15 protein-coding genes are annotated in these 15921 nt (G+C 70.7%); 8 read left to right on the plus strand and 7 right to left on the minus strand.

Annotated features, from left to right (window positions below):
• Nucleotides 1-118: 118 nt before the first annotated feature.
• Nucleotides 119-880, plus strand: a complete 762-nt coding sequence (locus tag ABZV34_RS27610; protein ID WP_356282090.1) for a MerR family transcriptional regulator — start codon at nt 119-121, stop codon at nt 878-880.
• Nucleotides 881-1071: 191 nt separating this feature from the next.
• Nucleotides 1072-2169: a VTT domain-containing protein gene (locus ABZV34_RS27615; RefSeq protein ID WP_356282093.1), complete on the plus strand. Its 1098-nt coding sequence runs from the start codon at nt 1072-1074 to the stop codon at nt 2167-2169.
• Nucleotides 2170-2207: 38 nt separating this feature from the next.
• Here the strand turns inward: ABZV34_RS27615 and ABZV34_RS27620 are convergent, their stop codons facing one another.
• Both ABZV34_RS27620 and ABZV34_RS27625 read right to left on the minus strand, forming a co-directional pair.
• Nucleotides 2208-3848, minus strand: a complete 1641-nt coding sequence (locus ABZV34_RS27620) for a threonine/serine exporter family protein (protein WP_356282096.1) — start codon at nt 3846-3848, stop codon at nt 2208-2210.
• Between the two features lie 109 nt (nt 3849-3957).
• The gene (locus tag ABZV34_RS27625) at nt 3958-4449 is read right to left on the minus strand and encodes an inorganic diphosphatase (RefSeq protein ID WP_189150540.1); all 492 of its coding nucleotides are present in this window, start codon (nt 4447-4449) and stop codon (nt 3958-3960) included.
• A 79-nt stretch (nt 4450-4528) separates the two neighbouring features.
• Here ABZV34_RS27625 and dacB point away from each other — a divergent pair, with 79 nt between their 5' ends.
• The 6 genes from dacB (at nt 4529) to folE (ending at nt 12469) form a co-directional block, all read left to right on the plus strand.
• Nucleotides 4529-6142, plus strand: coding sequence for a D-alanyl-D-alanine carboxypeptidase/D-alanyl-D-alanine-endopeptidase (dacB, locus tag ABZV34_RS27630; protein WP_356282099.1), 1614 nt, complete (start codon nt 4529-4531; stop codon nt 6140-6142).
• A gap of 371 nt (nt 6143-6513) precedes the next feature.
• Nucleotides 6514-7644, plus strand: a complete 1131-nt coding sequence (locus ABZV34_RS27635; protein ID WP_356282102.1) for a zinc-dependent metalloprotease — start codon at nt 6514-6516, stop codon at nt 7642-7644.
• Between the two features lie 193 nt (nt 7645-7837).
• On the plus strand, nt 7838-8881 hold the full coding sequence (tilS, locus tag ABZV34_RS27640; protein ID WP_356282105.1) for a tRNA lysidine(34) synthetase TilS: 1044 nt from the start codon (nt 7838-7840) through the stop codon (nt 8879-8881).
• 53 nt (nt 8882-8934) lie between these two features.
• The gene (hpt, locus tag ABZV34_RS27645; RefSeq protein ID WP_168533898.1) at nt 8935-9495 is read left to right on the plus strand and encodes a hypoxanthine phosphoribosyltransferase; all 561 of its coding nucleotides are present in this window, start codon (nt 8935-8937) and stop codon (nt 9493-9495) included.
• 198 nt (nt 9496-9693) lie between these two features.
• Nucleotides 9694-11718, plus strand: a complete 2025-nt coding sequence (ftsH, locus tag ABZV34_RS27650; RefSeq protein ID WP_356282108.1) for an ATP-dependent zinc metalloprotease FtsH — start codon at nt 9694-9696, stop codon at nt 11716-11718.
• Between the two features lie 145 nt (nt 11719-11863).
• Entirely contained in the window at nt 11864-12469 is a 606-nt protein-coding gene (gene folE, locus ABZV34_RS27655; protein WP_356282111.1) for a GTP cyclohydrolase I FolE, read from the plus strand.
• Nucleotides 12470-12645: 176 nt separating this feature from the next.
• On the opposite strand, the gene ABZV34_RS27660 is transcribed toward folE, so the two are convergent.
• The 5 genes from ABZV34_RS27660 to folP all read right to left on the minus strand — a co-directional run bounded on the left by ABZV34_RS27660 (nt 12646) and on the right by folP (nt 15766).
• Nucleotides 12646-13134 (minus strand): DUF3180 domain-containing protein, encoded by a 489-nt coding sequence (locus ABZV34_RS27660; protein ID WP_356282114.1) that lies wholly within the window; start codon nt 13132-13134, stop codon nt 12646-12648.
• Between the two features lie 64 nt (nt 13135-13198).
• Entirely contained in the window at nt 13199-13810 is a 612-nt protein-coding gene (gene folK, locus ABZV34_RS27665) for a 2-amino-4-hydroxy-6-hydroxymethyldihydropteridine diphosphokinase (protein WP_356282116.1), read from the minus strand.
• Nucleotides 13807-14166 carry a dihydroneopterin aldolase gene (gene folB / locus ABZV34_RS27670; protein ID WP_356282119.1) on the minus strand — a complete coding sequence of 120 codons (360 nt, stop codon included), beginning with the start codon at nt 14164-14166 and terminating at the stop codon, nt 13807-13809. Before folB ends, folK begins: the two co-directional genes overlap by 4 nt.
• A gap of 248 nt (nt 14167-14414) precedes the next feature.
• Nucleotides 14415-14909 (minus strand): nuclear transport factor 2 family protein, encoded by a 495-nt coding sequence (locus ABZV34_RS27675; RefSeq protein ID WP_356282122.1) that lies wholly within the window; start codon nt 14907-14909, stop codon nt 14415-14417.
• The gene (gene folP / locus ABZV34_RS27680; RefSeq protein WP_356282124.1) at nt 14906-15766 is read right to left on the minus strand and encodes a dihydropteroate synthase; all 861 of its coding nucleotides are present in this window, start codon (nt 15764-15766) and stop codon (nt 14906-14908) included. The genes ABZV34_RS27675 and folP overlap by 4 nt, the downstream gene beginning before the upstream one ends.
• Nucleotides 15767-15921 lie beyond the last annotated feature (155 nt).

The following is a 15921-nucleotide window of genomic DNA, read 5'->3' on the forward strand; positions in this document are numbered from 1 at the left end:
CACCCTAAGCGGGCATACCGGACATCACATCCGGAGTGGCGGCACACGGAATCCGCGCTTGCACCTCACGTGACGTCAGGGGCCAGGCTGAAGGGCGTACGGAGGAAGGAGCGGAGGAGTGAGCTATTCGGTGGGTCAGGTCGCCGGTTTCGCCGGGGTCACGGTGCGCACCCTGCACCACTACGACGAGATCGGCCTGCTCGTGCCGAGCGGGCGCAGCCACGCGGGGCACCGGCGCTACGGCGACACCGACCTCGACCGGTTGCAGCAGATCCTGTTCTACCGGGAGCTCGGTTTTCCGCTCGACGAGGTCGCCGCCCTGCTGGACGACCCGGTAGCGGACCCGCGCGCGCATCTGCGCCGGCAGCACGACCTGCTGACCGCCCGGATCGAGAGACTGCAGAAGATGGCCGCGGCCGTGGAACACGCCATGGAGGCACGCACGATGGGCATCAACCTCACGCCCGAGGAGAAGTTCGAGGTCTTCGGGGACAAGGATCCCGAAGTACACGCCGAGGAGGCCGAGCAGCGCTGGGGAGGCACCGAGGCGTACGCCGAGTCGCAGCGCCGCGCCGCCCGCTACACCAAGGACGACTGGAAGCGCATGCAGGCCGAGGTGGCTTCCTGGGGCGAGCGCTACGACGCCCTCATGGAGGCCGGTGAGCCCGCGGCCGGCGAGCGCGCCATGGACCTGGCCGAGCAGCACCGGCTCCACATCACCCGGTGGTTCTACACCTGCTCGTACGAGACGCATCGGGGCCTCGGCGAGATGTACGTGGCCGACGAGCGGTTCAAGGAGTTCTACGACTCCATGCGCCCGGGGCTCGCCGAGCACCTGAAGGACGCGATCGCGGCGAACGCCACCCGGCACGGAGGCTGACGGCGCCTGTCCCGCGGGTTCCCGGCCGCGGCCGTGTTCCCCGGCCCCCCTGGCTCACAGCTTTGTGCCAGGGGGGCCACAGTGCATGCTGGGGACAACCGTGGAACCTGGCGTGGACACCATGCGTTGATAGCTTTGGCCCGCCGTACCAGGACGCCGTTTCTTCCTTCACCCCTCAGGAGCCCGGAACCGTGACGCAGCTCGCCCTCGGTCCAAGCTGGATGGATCCGAACACGCTCCTGGACAACTTCGGTATCTGGGGCCTGCTTCTCATCGTCTTCGCCGAGTCCGGCCTGCTCATCGGCTTCTTCCTGCCGGGCGACTCGCTGCTGTTCACCTGCGGTCTGCTGATCACGTCGCACCAGCTGGACTTCCCGCTGTGGGGGGCCGTCGCCCTGATCTGCGTCGCCGCGGTCCTCGGCGACCAGGCGGGCTACCTCTTCGGCAAGAAGGTCGGCCCGTCGCTCTTCACCCGCCCGGACTCCCGCCTCTTCAAGCAGGAGAACGTGGTCAAGGCCCACGAGTTCTTCGAGAAGTACGGTCCCAAATCCCTGGTCCTGGCCCGCTTCGTGCCGATCGTGCGGACGTTCACGCCGATCATCGCGGGCGTCAGCGGCATGCGGTACCGCTCCTTCATCACGTTCAACGTCATCGGCGGTGTCCTGTGGGGCGCGGGCGTCACCCTGCTCGGCTCCTGGCTCGGCAACATCTCCGTCGTCAAGAACAACATCGAGGCGATCCTGATCCTGATCGTCCTCGTCTCGGTGGTCCCGATCGCCATCGAGTTCCTGCGGGCGCGCTCCAAGGCCAGGAAGAACCCGCCCGAGCCGCAGGCCCCCGAGGACCCGGCCGCGTACCGGCAGCAGCCCATGGCCCCCGTCATGGACGACGCCACGCGCCCGCTGCGCATGCAGCAGCCGCAGCAGGGCCAGGACCCGTACCAGCAGGATCCCTACCAGCAGCAGGACCCGTACCAGCAGGGCCGCCGGCAGCCGGGCCAGTACCAGCAGGACCAGTACGCCCAGGGCCAGGGGTACCCGCAGCAGCAGGACCCGTACGCCCAGGGCCAGGGATACCAGCCCCAGCAGCCCCAGCAGCCGTACGGCGACCAGGACCAGGGCTATTACCGGGGCCACGATCAGAACCGCGGCCGGCACGGCGACCAGAATTACGGCCAGAACCATGGCCAGGGCCAGGCCCACCCGCCCCAGCAGTACCCGCAGGGCTACCCGCAGCAGCCGTACGACGCGCGGCAGGACCCGTACCACCAGGGCTACCCCCAGGGCTGAGCCCCGGCAGACCGCGCCCTGAAGGGGGCGTGGGGAGCTCAGAAGCCCCTGGTGCGCTTGGCGGCCCGCCGCCCCGCTGCGGAGCCGCCGGGCACCCGCAGGAACAGCCGGGAGATCTCCGACCCCAGGTTCACCCCGATCGCGATGGCCATCGCGAGCGCGGCGGCCTTGGTGAGGGAGACCAGTCCCTTGTCGACGTTGTTCTGGGCGATGGACAGCAGCCCGAAGTAGGTGGCCGAACCGGGCAGCAGGGGCCCGATCGCGGCGGTCGTGTACGGCAGGGCGGAGGCGAAGCGGTAGCGGGACAGAAGCTGCCCGAAGAGGCCCACCAGGCCCGCCGCGACGGCCGTCGAGGCGACCGGTGAGATGCCGCCCGGGTAGTGCATCGCCCCGTACACCGACCAGGCCACCCCGCCGTTGAGGGTCACCGCGAGGACGGTGGAGCGTTCCTGCTGGAGCAGGACCGCGAAGGTCAGCGACAGCAGCATGGACGCGGCGATCTGGACCAGGGGCCGCTCGGAGATGCTCAGCGCCTGGTCCGGGTTGAGCTGGGCGTCGAACTTCACGCCGAAATACAGCACCACCAGGACACCGACGACGATGCCCACGAAGAGGTACATGACCTCCAGCAGGCGCGCGGACGCGGTGATGTAGAAGCCGGTCAGCCCGTCCTGCACGCCCGCGACGAGCGCCCGTCCGGGCAGCAGCGCGAAGAGCCCACCGGTGATCACCGCGGACGCCTTCACGTCGACGTGCGCGAGCTGGAGCGCGACCCCGATCGCGGCCGGCGGCATCGCGGCCACCGTGAACTGGTAGAACTCCGGCAGTCCGCGCCCGGCGCACAGCCACGCGAGCCGGTCGCCGAGCATCGCGCCCAGCGCCGCGGCGACGAACACCACGGCGTCACCGCCGACGAGCACCGAGGCCGCGCCCGCGAGCAGCCCGCTGGAGCCGGTCAGCACCCAGCCGGGATACGGGTGCCGGTTGCGCCGCATCTCGGCGAGCCGCCCGTAGGCGTCCTCCAGGGAGATGCCGGTCTCGGTGTCGCTCAGGTCGTCGACGAGCCGGTAGACGGCCGCCAGGCGTGTGTAGTCGGTGCCCCTGCGGCGTACCGTCCGCGAAGCCGTCACCGGATCGTCCACCAGGGACGGCTGGTGCGAGATCGACAGCAGCGTGAAGGTGACGTTCGGCTCGCAGCGGTCCAGGCCGTAGGAGCGGCAGACGGCGAACATGGCCGCCTCCACGTCCTCGGCGCCCTCGCCGCCCGCGAGCAGCAGCTCGCCGATACGCAGCGTCAGGTCGAGCACGCGCGGGACGGCGGGTCCCGAATCGTCCTCCTTGTGCACCAGCTCGGGTGCCGGGCGCTCCGCCACGGGCATGCGCAGCATCGTGCGCATCCGGTCCTGCCAGGGCACGTCCTTGGTCAGACTGACGACCGGGACGCCCGTCGCCGGTGTGAAGGCCGGCGGAGCGTGCCGTGCGCTGTAGGTGTGCGGCGTGCTGAACGCCGACCCCTCGGAATCCGCGCCCGCCGGCTCCGGCGGCGCCAGCCCCTTGGGGATCGCGAACTCCGACGTGGTCCCCGACTCGTCCTCGGCCGCCTGCGCCACGCCGTCCGGCTGGACGAAGGCACTCCTCGCCTCGTCCGACTGCGGTTTGCGGTCCTCCGCTTCCGTCACTCACTGCTCCCGACTGCTCAGGTCCAGTACGCCCCAGTATGCGCACTGATACACGAACGGGCCGCGCCACCCCGGCAGGGGTGGCGCGGCCCGCGGAACTCAGGAGGGATCAGTGACCGCCCTGCTCCTTCAACCGCTTGTAGGAACGCTCGATCTCGGCCTCGGCCTCCGTGCGGCCCACCCAGTTGGCGCCCTCGACGGACTTGCCGGGCTCCAGGTCCTTGTAGACCTCGAAGAAGTGCTGGATCTCCAGGCGGTCGAACTCCGACACGTGGTGGATGTCGCGCAGGTGCTCCACCCGCGGGTCGTGCGCCGGGACGCACAGCAGCTTGTCGTCGCCGCCGGCCTCGTCCGTCATACGGAACATGCCGATCGCGCGGCACTGGATGAGGCAGCCAGGGAAGGTCGGCTCGTCCAGGATGACCAGCGCGTCCAGCGGGTCGCCGTCCTCGCCGAGGGTGTTCTCGACGAAGCCGTAGTCGGCCGGGTAGCTGGTCGAGGTGAAGAGTCGACGGTCCAGACGGATCCGACCGGTCTCGTGGTCCACCTCGTACTTGTTCCGCGAACCCTTCGGAATCTCGATCGTGACGTCGAACTCCACCGGTGGCTCCTCCATGATCAACACATAGTTCTGGTGGTTAAGTGTCCCTCACGCAGGTGGGTGATCGCGAAAGGGGCTGGTGGTCGTGCCAGAGCTGAGGGCTTGGCGGGCCGCGAGACCGCGTGTGCTGCGGGTCGCGCGGGCCGTTCAGCCGCGCGTGACGCGGGTCGTCCGGGCCGTGCGACCGCGGGTGAGGCGGGCTGCGCGGTCCGTACGGCCGCAGCTGGTGCGGGTCGCTCAAGCCGTGCGGCCGCGCTCCGGGAGGATCACGACCCCGCAGCTCACGGCCGTGGCCGCCACCGCGGGCCTGGCGCTCGCGGTCGGTGCGGTGGCCGTGGCCGGTCCCTGGGACTCCACCGGTCAGCGTACGGCGGAGCGTGACTGGGCCGCATCGCGGGACCAGGAGGGTGGCGCAGATCACGGGCGGAACGCCGGTAGGTCCCCCGCGGCGCCGCTGCCCGCGCCCAGCGCCGCGTCCGTGCTCACCGGCCTCGGCAGTGCCACCTCCGTGGCGCCCGCGCCGGACGGGAAGGCCCTCGCGACCGCCCTCGACCGGCTCCTGGGCGTTCCCGAGCTCGGAGCCCGGCGCACGGCCGTGGTCGTCGACGTGGCGACCGGCGGACGGCTGTACGGCAAGGAGGCGGGCACGGCGCAGACCCCGGCCTCCACCACCAAGATCGCCACCGCGGTCGCCGTGCTCTCCGCCGCGGGCGCCGACCACCGCCTCGTGACCCGCACGGTGCTGGAGCCCGGCACCAAGGAGGTCGTCCTCGTCGGCGGCGGAGACCCGACACTGACCGCCCGCAAGGACGCCGGGGAGTGGGCGAGCCTGCGCACCCTCGCCGACGGCACGGCGAAGGCGCTGAAGGCCCGTCACCTGGACCGGGTGACGCTCTCGTACGACACCTCGCTCTACTCCGGTCCCGCCGTGCACCCCATCGGCCCCAACCCCAACCTCGCGCCGGTCAGCGCCCTGACGGCCGACGAGGGCCGTACCGACACCTCCACCAGCGGCCCGGCCGCGCGCACCGCGGACCCGGCGGTGGACGCGGCGGGGACGTTCGCGGACCTGTTGCGGGCCAGGGGCATCGACGCCACGGCGCCCGGCCCGTCGAAGGCCACCGGCGGCTCGCAGGCCCTCGCCTCGGTCTCCTCGCCACCCCTGTCCGCCCTCGTGGAGCGGATGCTGACGAACAGCGACAACGACATCGCGGAGGCCATGGCGCGGCAGGTCGCCGTCGCCACGGGCCGGCAGGCGAGCTTCGGCGGCGGCGCCGGGGCGATCGACGCGCAGCTGCGGAAGCTCGGACTCCCGCTGTCCGGGGCCCACTTCACGGACGGCAGCGGCCTCGACCGCGACGACCGGCTGACGGCGGACCTGCTCACCGCCCTCCTGGTGAAGGCCGGTGACCCCGCCCGTCCCGAGCTCCGCCCGGTGCTGACCGGCCTCCCGGTCGCGGGCTTCACGGGCACCCTCAGCGACCGCTACACCGACGACTCCTCCGGCCCCGGCGTCGTACGCGCCAAGACCGGCACCCTGACCGGGGTGAACACCCTTGCGGGCACGGTCGTCGACGCGGACGGCCGGCTGCTGGCCTTCGCCTTCCTGGCCTCCGGCACCTCCGACCCCATGGCGGCCCAGTCGGCGCTGGACGACACGGCCTCGGCGCTGGCGGGCTGCGGCTGCCGCTAGGACCTGTCCGGCGATTCCCGTCCGCCCAGCACCCGAGTACGCCCGGTACGGGGGTCCGCTCCCGGCATGCCGGGAGCACGTACCGGACGCCGGTCCTCGACGGGCGGACGTTGTCTGGCAGGGCACCGGCCGCATGGCCGGATCCGCCGAGTCCGCCCCGTACGCCGGAGATTCCCCGCCGTGCGGCGGCGCCGCACCGGACACCCCGCCGCCGATCCGGCGTGGACCGCCGGACGCGGACCGGGCCCCGCCGGACGCGCCGACGGGGCCTGAGCCCCCGCCGCCACACGAGCCCCGGCAGCCCCGGGCGGGGGACTCATCCGGCGCCTTACCCCTGCCCGCAGCCCGATCCCCTCACGTACGGTTGACGCATGACGAGCATCGGTGGTGCCGCATCTACTGGGATGGTCGACTGGAATCTCGCGGTGGCGACCGCGACCCGGCTCGTGCGGCCTGGCCCCGACGTGAGCCGCGACGAGGCCCGGGAGATCGTCGCGGAGCTGCGCCGGCACGCGAAGGCCTCGGAGGCGCACGTCCGGGGCTTCACGCGGATGGGCACGGAGGACACCCACGACACCCCCGTACTCGTGGTCGACCGCCCCGGCTGGGTGCGGGCGAACGTGGCCGGGTTCCGGGAGGTCCTCAAGCCCCTGCTGGACAAGATGCAGGAACGCCGGGGGAGCGGTCCGGGCGGAGCCGTCCTCGGCGCCGTCGGCGGCAAGGTGACCGGCGTGGAACTGGGCATGCTGCTGTCGTTCCTGTCGTCGCGGGTCCTCGGCCAGTACGAGACCTTCGCCCCCGCGACCCGCGAGCTGCCCGCCGGGGAGAACGGCGGCGGCAGGCTCCTGCTGGTCGCGCCGAACATCGTCCACGTGGAGCGCGAACTCGACGTGGAGCCCCACGACTTCCGCCTCTGGGTGTGTCTGCACGAGGAGACCCACCGCACCCAGTTCTCGGCCGTGCCCTGGCTGCGGGACCACCTGGAGGGCGAAATCCAGTCTTTCTTGGCGGAGACCGAGGTCGACCCCATGACGGTCCTGGAGCGCGTCAGGGAGGCGGCGCAGTCGCTCGCGGGCGGCCGGCCCGAGGGCGAGGAGGACGAGGGCCGCTCACTGGTCGAGATCGTGCAGACGCCCGCCCAGCGGGAGATCCTGGCCCGGCTGACGGCCGTGATGTCGCTCCTGGAGGGGCACGCGGACTTCGTCATGGACGGAGTGGGCCCGGACGTGGTCGCGTCCGTCGCGGAGATCCGCGAGAAGTTCCAGCAGCGCCGCGCCAAGGGTGCCTCGCGCCTGGACCTCGCCCTGCGCAAGCTGCTGGGTCTGGACGCCAAACTGAAGCAGTACCGGGACGGTGAACGGTTCGTGAGCGCGGTCGTCGGACAGGTGGGCATGGACGGGTTCAACCGTGTGTGGACCTCCCCGAACACGCTCCCGACGAAGGCGGAGATCGCCAAACCGGCGGACTGGGTCGCGCGGGTGCACCGCAAGACGGAGTCGTGAACCCTACGGCAAGGTCGTGAAACGAATCCGGCCGACGGCAGGTGAACGCCCCTCCAATCACCCGTCCGAGGGACCGTGGGCCATGCGTGGGCGTGCAATGCTCGGGGAACGGCCTGTTTCTGTCACCATCTACACACTCTGAGTGACCGAAACTCGGGCTCACCCCCCGAAAACTTCATGAAGGGAACCGGACATGGGTCCCCATCCTGCGGTCGCGGCGATACGCCTGGCGGTCCGCCGCGTACTCCACGACATCCTCCTCGACCACACACGTCCCCCGGGCGGGTCCTCCCCGCTCGACCCGCACAGTCCACGCGGCCCGCACGGCCCGCTCGTCATCGTCGCCTGCTCCGGCGGCGCCGACTCCATGGCGCTCGCCTCCGCCCTTGCCTTCGAAGCACCCAAACTCGGTGTCCGCGCCGGTGGCATCACCGTGGACCACGGTCTGCAGTCCGGCTCCGATCTGCGCGCCGACGACGTGGTCGGACGCCTCGTCGAGCTGGGCATGGCGCCCGTCGAGTCCCTCGCCGTGACGGTGGGCCGCGACGGTGGCCCCGAGGCCGCCGCCCGCGACGCCCGGTACGCCGCCCTGGACGCCGCCGCCGAGCGCCACGGCGCCGCTGCGGTCCTCCTCGGACACACGCGCGACGACCAGGCCGAGACGGTTCTGCTGGGCCTCGCCCGCGGCTCCGGCATCCGCTCCCTGTCCGGAATGGCCGAGGTCTCGGGGGCCGGCGGCCGTTACCGGCGCCCGTTCCTGCACCTCGACCGGCAGACCGCGCGCAAGGCCTGCATGGTCCAGTCGCTGCCGGTCTGGGACGACCCGCACAACGCCGACCCGGCCTACACCCGTTCGCGACTGCGACACGAGGGCCTGCCCGCCCTGGAGAAGGCGCTGGGCAAAGGAGTGGTCGGGGCCCTCGCCCGCACGGCCCAGCTCTCCCGCGACGACGCCGACGCCCTCGACGCCTGGGCCCGGCAGGCCGAGGCCTCCGTACGGGACACCGCGGGCCTGCTGGAGTGCGCCAAGCTCTACGCCCTGCCGCCCGCCGTGCGCCGCCGCATCCTGCGCCGCGCCGCCATCGAGGCGGGCGCCCCGGCCGGTTCGCTGTTCGCCCGCCACATCGAGGAAGTCGACCGGCTGATCACCGGCTGGCGCGGTCAGGGAGTCATCAATCTCCCGGGCAAAGTCGTCGCGCAGCGGCAGGGTGGCAGACTGGTGATTCGGCAAAGCTGAACCGCGCCCCCCTCCGGGGAGGGCCGGGACAGCCGGTGGGACGACCGAAAGTGATGCGGGTGGACGCGAAAGACATGGGCACCGACCTCAAGTCGGTGCTCATCACCAAGGAAGAGATCGACGCCAAGCTGGCTGAGCTGGCCGCGAAGGTCGACGCGGAGTACGCGGGCAAGGACCTGCTGATCGTGGGGGTGCTCAAGGGCGCCGTCATGGTCATGGCGGACCTCGCGCGTGCGCTGTCCACCCCCGTCACCATGGACTGGATGGCGGTGTCCTCGTACGGCGCGGGCACCCAGTCCTCCGGTGTGGTGCGGATCCTCAAGGACCTCGACACCGACATCAAGGGCAAGCACGTCCTGATCGTCGAGGACATCATCGACTCCGGGCTGACCCTGTCCTGGCTGATCTCCAACCTCGGCTCCCGCGAGCCCGCCTCCCTCAAGGTGTGCACGCTGCTGCGCAAGCCGGACGCGGCCAAGGTGGCGATCGACGTGGAGTGGGTTGGCTTCGACATCCCGAACGAGTTCGTGGTCGGGTACGGCCTGGACTACGCCGAGAAGTACCGCAACCTCCCGTTCGTCGGTACGCTCGCGCCTCACGTCTACGGCGGCTGAACCCCCGAGTCCCGGTCTTCGTAAGACGATCGGGAACCCCAGCGGGTTTCGCGCCGTTGGAGCATGCGTGGGCGGGATTGCCAGTCGTCCCCTGCGGCTGCGGGTGACAATGCTGGGGTACCGTCCGAAGAACAGTCTTTCTAAGTCTTTATCAAACTCACTATGGCAGGAGGGACGGGGCGGCTCCGCTCCGTATGGATGGACGTGAAGCGATACTTCCGTGGGCCGGTCATGTGGATCGTGCTGGCCGTCCTTGCCGTGGTCGTGTTGATGCAGGTCGTCGGCTCGTCCGGCGGCTACAAGACAGTGGACACCGGCCAGGTCGTCCAGGCGATCAATGACAACAAGGTCGAGTCGGCCAAGATCACCACTGGCGACGAGCAGGTCATCAAGGTCTCGCTGAAGGACGGCGAGAAGGTCGATGGCAGCTCGAAGATCCAGTCGAGCTACATCGGCGACCAGGGCGTGGCCCTGGCCAACACCCTGCAGGACAAGTACCAGAACAAGCAGATTCCGGACGGCTACACAGTCGCGCCGTCGAAGCAGAACCCGTTCCTGGGCATCCTGCTGTCGCTGCTTCCCTTCGTTCTCATCGTCGTCGTCTTCCTGTTCCTGATGAACCAGATGCAGGGCGGCGGCTCCCGGGTCATGAACTTCGGGAAGTCCAAGGCGAAGCTCATCACCAAGGACACCCCGAAAACGACGTTCTCGGACGTCGCGGGTTCGGACGAGGCGGTGGAGGAGCTCCAGGAGATCAAGGAGTTCCTGCAGGAACCGGCGAAGTTCCAGGCCGTCGGGGCGAAGATCCCCAAGGGCGTGCTCCTGTACGGGCCTCCGGGTACCGGCAAGACGCTGCTCGCACGCGCCGTCGCGGGCGAGGCGGGCGTTCCCTTCTACTCGATCTCGGGTTCCGACTTCGTCGAGATGTTCGTCGGTGTCGGTGCCTCCCGGGTCCGTGACCTCTTCGAGCAGGCCAAGGCGAACGCCCCGGCGATCGTCTTCGTCGACGAGATCGACGCGGTCGGCCGCCACCGCGGCGCCGGCCTCGGCGGCGGTCACGACGAGCGCGAGCAGACGCTGAACCAGCTGCTCGTCGAGATGGACGGCTTCGACGTGAAGGGCGGCGTGATCCTCATCGCCGCCACGAACCGGCCCGACATCCTCGACCCGGCCCTCCTGCGCCCCGGCCGCTTCGACCGCCAGATCGCGGTCGACCGCCCGGACATGCAGGGCCGTCTGGAGATCCTCAAGGTTCACCAGAAGGGCAAGCCGGTCGCTCCGGACGTCGACCTGTCCGCCGTCGCCCGCCGCACCCCCGGCTTCACCGGTGCCGACCTCGCCAACGTGCTGAACGAGGCCGCGCTCCTGACGGCCCGCAGCAACATGAAGCTGGTCGACAACAACATGCTGGACGAGGCGATCGACCGAGTGGTCGCGGGCCCGCAGAAGCGGACCCGGATCATGTCGGACAAGGAGAAGAAGATCACCGCGTACCACGAGGGCGGCCACGCCCTGGTCGCGGCGGCGTCTCCGAACTCCGACCCGGTCCACAAGATCACGATCCTGTCGCGTGGTCGGGCCCTCGGTTACACGATGGTCCTGCCGGACGAGGACAAGTACTCCACGACGCGCAACGAGATGCTGGACCAGCTGGCTTACATGCTGGGCGGCCGCGCGGCCGAGGAGCTCGTCTTCCACGACCCGACCACCGGTGCCGCGAACGACATCGAGAAGGCCACCACAACGGCCCGCGCGATGGTCACGCAGTACGGCATGACCGAGCGTCTCGGCGCGATCAAGTTCGGCGGCGACAACACCGAGCCGTTCCTCGGCCGGGAGATGTCGCACCCGCGCGACTACTCGGAAGAGGTCGCCGCGCTCGTCGACGAAGAGGTCAAGAAGCTCATCGAGAACGCGCACAACGAGGCCTGGGAGATCCTGGTCGAGAACCGCGACGTTCTGGACGCGCTGGTGCTCCAGCTGCTGGAGAAGGAGACGCTGAGCAAGGAGCAGATCGCCGAGGTCTTCGCTCCCATCGTGAAGCGCCCGGCCCGCCCCGCGTGGACCGGCTCCTCCCGCCGCACGCCGTCCACCCGCCCGCCGGTGCTCTCCCCCAAGGAGCTGTCACTGACGAACGGGGCGAACGGCGCGACGCCGTCCATCGTCAAGACGGAATCCGTCCCGGCGAAGGAAGCGGCTCCCGAGGACCGCACCGAGAGCTGACCCGCTCAGCTCTCCGGCGGCCTCAGCCGGCCCGGAATGACTGCCGCGCCCCCCAGGTTTTAGCCTGGGGGGCGCGGCATTTCGGTATGCCCGCACGTCGGCGCGTCGAACCGCACGCGCCGAGAGGCACAGGAACGAGGACCACATGACCGACCCCGTGACACTGGACGGCGAGGGCTCGATCGGCGAGTTCGACGAGAAGCGCGCCGAGAACGCCGTACGAGAGCTCCTCATCGCCGTGGGCGAGGACCCGGAGCGTGAGGGCCTGCGGGAGACGCCGGGGCGGGTGGCCAGGGCGTACAAGGAGCTTTTCGCCGGACTGCGGCAGGCTCCGGAGGACGTGCTGACGACGACGTTCGACCTCGGGCACGACGAGATGGTCCTGGTGAAGGACATTGAAATCGTATCTTTGTGCGAACATCATCTCCTGCCCTTCCACGGCGTGGCTCACGTCGGGTACATCCCGGCCGACACCGGCAAGATCACTGGCCTGTCCAAGCTGGCGCGCCTCGTCGAGGTCTTCGCCCGGCGGCCTCAGGTACAGGAGCGGCTCACCACGCAGATAGCCGACTCGCTCATGCGGATCCTTGAGGCGCGCGGCGCGATCGTCGTCATCGAGGCTGAGCACATGTGCATGTCGGTCCGTGGCATTCGCAAGCCGGGTGCCAAGACCACGACGTCCGCGGTGCGCGGCCAGCTTCGTGATGCCACGACCCGGGCTGAGGCGATGAGCCTGATACTGGCACGTTGACCCGGCAGGGCCTCGAAGCTCCTCGTGGCCGGCGGTCGGCCGTCACGAGGAACGTTCCAGCCCGAGCAGCACCCACAGCACCCCCCTGCAGCTCGGGGAGGCGGCATGGTCCCGGCCGTAGACCCGCATCCCGGCTCCGGGTCTACGGGCACCTCGCCCGGCAGCCCTGGTGACCCTTACGCGGCCGGGGCCGCGCCGCCGTGTTCGTTGTCGTCGTCCTCCGGGAGCTTGCAGACGCGCTCCAGGAGGAAGGCGGCCGCTATGACGGCGATGCCGGCCAGGACCGAGAAGCCGGCGTAGATGGCCTGGTCGCGCCGGGCCGGGACTTCCAGGGACTCGAGCAGGAACGCGCCCGCGCCGCCGTACATGCCCGCCACCAGGGCGGCGACCAGGGCGCTCGCCTGGCCGAAGACGACCGCGCGGGCCGCCATCAGCGGGTCGACGCCCTTGGCGCCGGGGCGGCGCTCGCGCTGGGCCTTGAGACGGGCGCGCAGCGAGAGCGCCGTGGACAGCAGTACGACGGCGATCAGGGCCAGCACGATGGGGGCGGCCAGAGGGACGCGGGGAAGTGTGCCCACCGCGTTCCACAGCCGGGCGCCCGCCCAGGACAGCAGGCCCGCCACGACGAACACGGCGGCCAGCGTCCTGATCCGCAGCTCTTTCACTTTGCCCCTTCGGTCACCCGCCCCCGGACGGTCGTCCGGCCTCTGGTCGTCTTGACCTTAACGACTACTCGGGCAGGTGGAGTTCCAGGTCGGCGCGGGGAGTGGCATCGTCCCGGCCGACGCCGGCGAGGAGCTGTGCCACCGGGCCACGGCCGGGCAACTGGGCCTCGGGCTCGACGTCGTGCCACGGGGCGAGAACGAAGGCCCGCTCGTGGGCGTGCGGGTGAGGGAGCGTCAGGACCGGGTCGTCCGAGACGACATCGGCGTACGCCACGATGTCCACGTCGATCGTGCGTGCGCCCCAGCGCTCGTCGCGTACCCGGTCGAAGGCCTCCTCGACCGCGTGCGCCCGCTCCAGGAGCGAGGACGGGGGGAGGGTGGTCCTGAGGACCACGACCGCGTTGAGGTACGTCGGCTGGCTGCCGGGCTCGACGCCCCACGGCTCCGTCTCGTAGACCGGCGAGACCGCTTTGACGCGGACGCCGGGGGTGTCCTCCAGGGCGTCGATGGCGCCCTGGAGGGTCTCCAGCCTGTTGCCCAGGTTCGAGCCGAGCGAGAGGACCGCCCGCTTCGGGTTCTGCAGTGTCGTGTCGGCGGCGTCCACGCGCTCCACCACGGAGGCGGGCACCGGCTGGACCGTCGGGTCGCTGTGGCCTTCGGTGTAGGACGCGGTCATACTCGGCTCCGGGTGATGGTGACGGTCACGTCGTCGAAGGGGACGGTGATCGGCGCGTCCGGCTTGTGGACGCAGACTTCGACCTCCTTTACCCCGTCGTGCTTGAGGCAGGCCTGGGCGATGAGCTCGGCGAGCGTCTCGATGAGGTCGACGGGCTCGCCCTCGACGATGGCCACGACCTCCTCCGCCACGATGCCGTAGTGCACGGTCTTCGTCAGGTCGTCGTCGGCCGCGGCCGACCGGGTGTCGAGGCCCAGCGACAGGTCGACGATGAAGGGCTGTCCCTCTTCGCGTTCCTTCTGGAAGACACCGTGGTGTCCGCGAGCCTTGAGGCCGCGCAGCGCGACACGATCCACGCGAATCACTCCTGCAATCGTCGGTAGGGCCCGTCGTGCACCGCGTGCGGTCGGCACACCGGCCTTCGAACGAATCTACCTGCGGCCACTGACAATGCTCGTCCGCGGGGCGAGCGCCCCCATGATGGTCACGAGGCTTCATCGGGTGTTTCCCCTGGGGAACGCCGGGCTCATGGGTGGGTAGCGGCCCCTACCCGGTGGTTCGTGATTCCAACCACTCCATTGGTTCCGCCGGGCGTCCGGCCCACTCAACCGGGTGTCTCCTCGTCCTCCTCCTCGCCGGATTCGGCCAGGACGGGGGAGGCGTGGTGCGACCAGAGCTTCCAGCCGTCGTCCGTGCGCCGGAACACGTTCGTGGCGACCACCAGCTGGCCGACCAGCGGGCCTAGCTCGTCGCTGTCGTCGGGCGCGGGGCCGCCGCTGAGGATGTTCTCGGTGCAGGTGACCAGCGCGGTGTCGCCGCCGACGGAGACGTGCACATCCGTGAGGAAGAACTGGATGTACTCGGTGTTGGCCATGATGAGCGCGTACGAGCGCAGGACCTCGCCGCGGCCGTTGAGGACCGGCCAGCCGGGGTGGACGCAGGAGACGTGCGGATCCTCGCCGCCGATGTGGTCGTCGGTGGTGTCCAGGGGGGCCAGCCAGAGGGACGACAGTTCCTCGAAGTCGCCCCTTTCCAGTGCCTCGTAGAAGGCGGTGTTGGCGAGTTCGACCTGCTCGACATCGGTGCGCGGTGCGCTCACTGGGCTCCCTCGACGGCTCGCGCGACACGTACGGCGTCCGCGGTGGCCCGTACCTCGTGGACGCGGACCGCCCACGCGCCCTGGTGGGCGGCGAGCGCGGAGACGGCGGCGGTGGCGGCGTCCCGTTCGCGGGCCGGCGGCGGGGCGCCCTCCGGGCCTGCCAGGACGTGGCCGAGGAAGCGTTTGCGTGACGCGGCGACCAGGAGCGGACGGCCGAGCCCGCCCAGCCGGTCGAGGTGGGCGAGGAGGGCCAGGTCGTGCTCGGAGTCCTTGGAGAAGCCGAGGCCCGGGTCGACGACGATCCGGTCGGGGCTGACGCCGCCGGCCAGAACGGCCTCCACGCGTGCGTGCAGCTCGTCGACGACCTCGGAGACGACGTCCGCGTAGGTCCCCCTGACGTTGCCGCCCTCCAGGAAGCCGCGCCAGTGCATGACCACGAAGGGGGCTCCCGCCGCGGCGACGGCGGAGATCATCGCGGGATCGGCGAGGCCGCCGCTGACGTCGTTGACCAGGGCGGCTCCCGCGGCGAGCGCCCGCTCGGCGACGCTGGCGCGCATGGTGTCCACGGAGACGGTGACCCCCTCGGAGGCCAGGCCCCGGACGACCGGGATCACCCGCTTGAGCTCTTCCGCCTCGTCGACACGGGAGGCGCCGGGGCGGGTGGACTCGCCGCCCACGTCCACCAGGTCGGCCCCCTCGGTGACCAGGTGGAGGCCGTGTTTGACGGCGGCCGTCGTGTCGAACCAGCGGCCGCCGTCCGAGAAGGAATCGGGCGTGACGTTGACGACTCCCATGACCGCGCAGCGGTCCCAGGTCGGCAGTCCCGCGACGTGGCCGCGCCGGCTCTCAGTGCTCATACGTCCAGCCTAGGCCTCCGGCGTGGGCCGGATTCCTTCGCGGGTCGTCCCTGACCGGGGCCTTCGGGCCACCTCGCGGCCGGTTCGGGACCTTCCCCGGACGCCCTCCACCGTGCGGGCCCGTGGGGTCCGTGCGAGGGCCCCGGAGACGGGGC

Origin of the sequence: Streptomyces sp. NPDC005195 (genome assembly GCF_040608315.1) — a bacterium.
GTDB lineage: Bacteria > Actinomycetota > Actinomycetes > Streptomycetales > Streptomycetaceae > Streptomyces > Streptomyces kaempferi.

What these genes read in the sequence shown, in the direction of transcription:
- ABZV34_RS27635 (WP_356282102.1), top strand. Translation starts at nt 6,514, where the DNA reads ATGACGAGCATCGGTGGTGCCGCATCTACTGGGATGGTCGACTGGAAT.
- tilS (WP_356282105.1), top strand. Translation starts at nt 7,838, where the DNA reads ATGGGTCCCCATCCTGCGGTCGCGGCGATACGCCTGGCGGTCCGCCGC.
- hpt (WP_168533898.1), top strand. Translation starts at nt 8,935, where the DNA reads ATGCGGGTGGACGCGAAAGACATGGGCACCGACCTCAAGTCGGTGCTC.
- ftsH (WP_356282108.1), top strand. Translation starts at nt 9,694, where the DNA reads ATGGACGTGAAGCGATACTTCCGTGGGCCGGTCATGTGGATCGTGCTG.
- folE (WP_356282111.1), top strand. Translation starts at nt 11,864, where the DNA reads ATGACCGACCCCGTGACACTGGACGGCGAGGGCTCGATCGGCGAGTTC.
- folK (WP_356282116.1), bottom strand. Translation starts at nt 13,810, where the DNA reads ATGACCGCGTCCTACACCGAAGGCCACAGCGACCCGACGGTCCAGCCG.
- folP (WP_356282124.1), bottom strand. Translation starts at nt 15,766, where the DNA reads ATGAGCACTGAGAGCCGGCGCGGCCACGTCGCGGGACTGCCGACCTGG.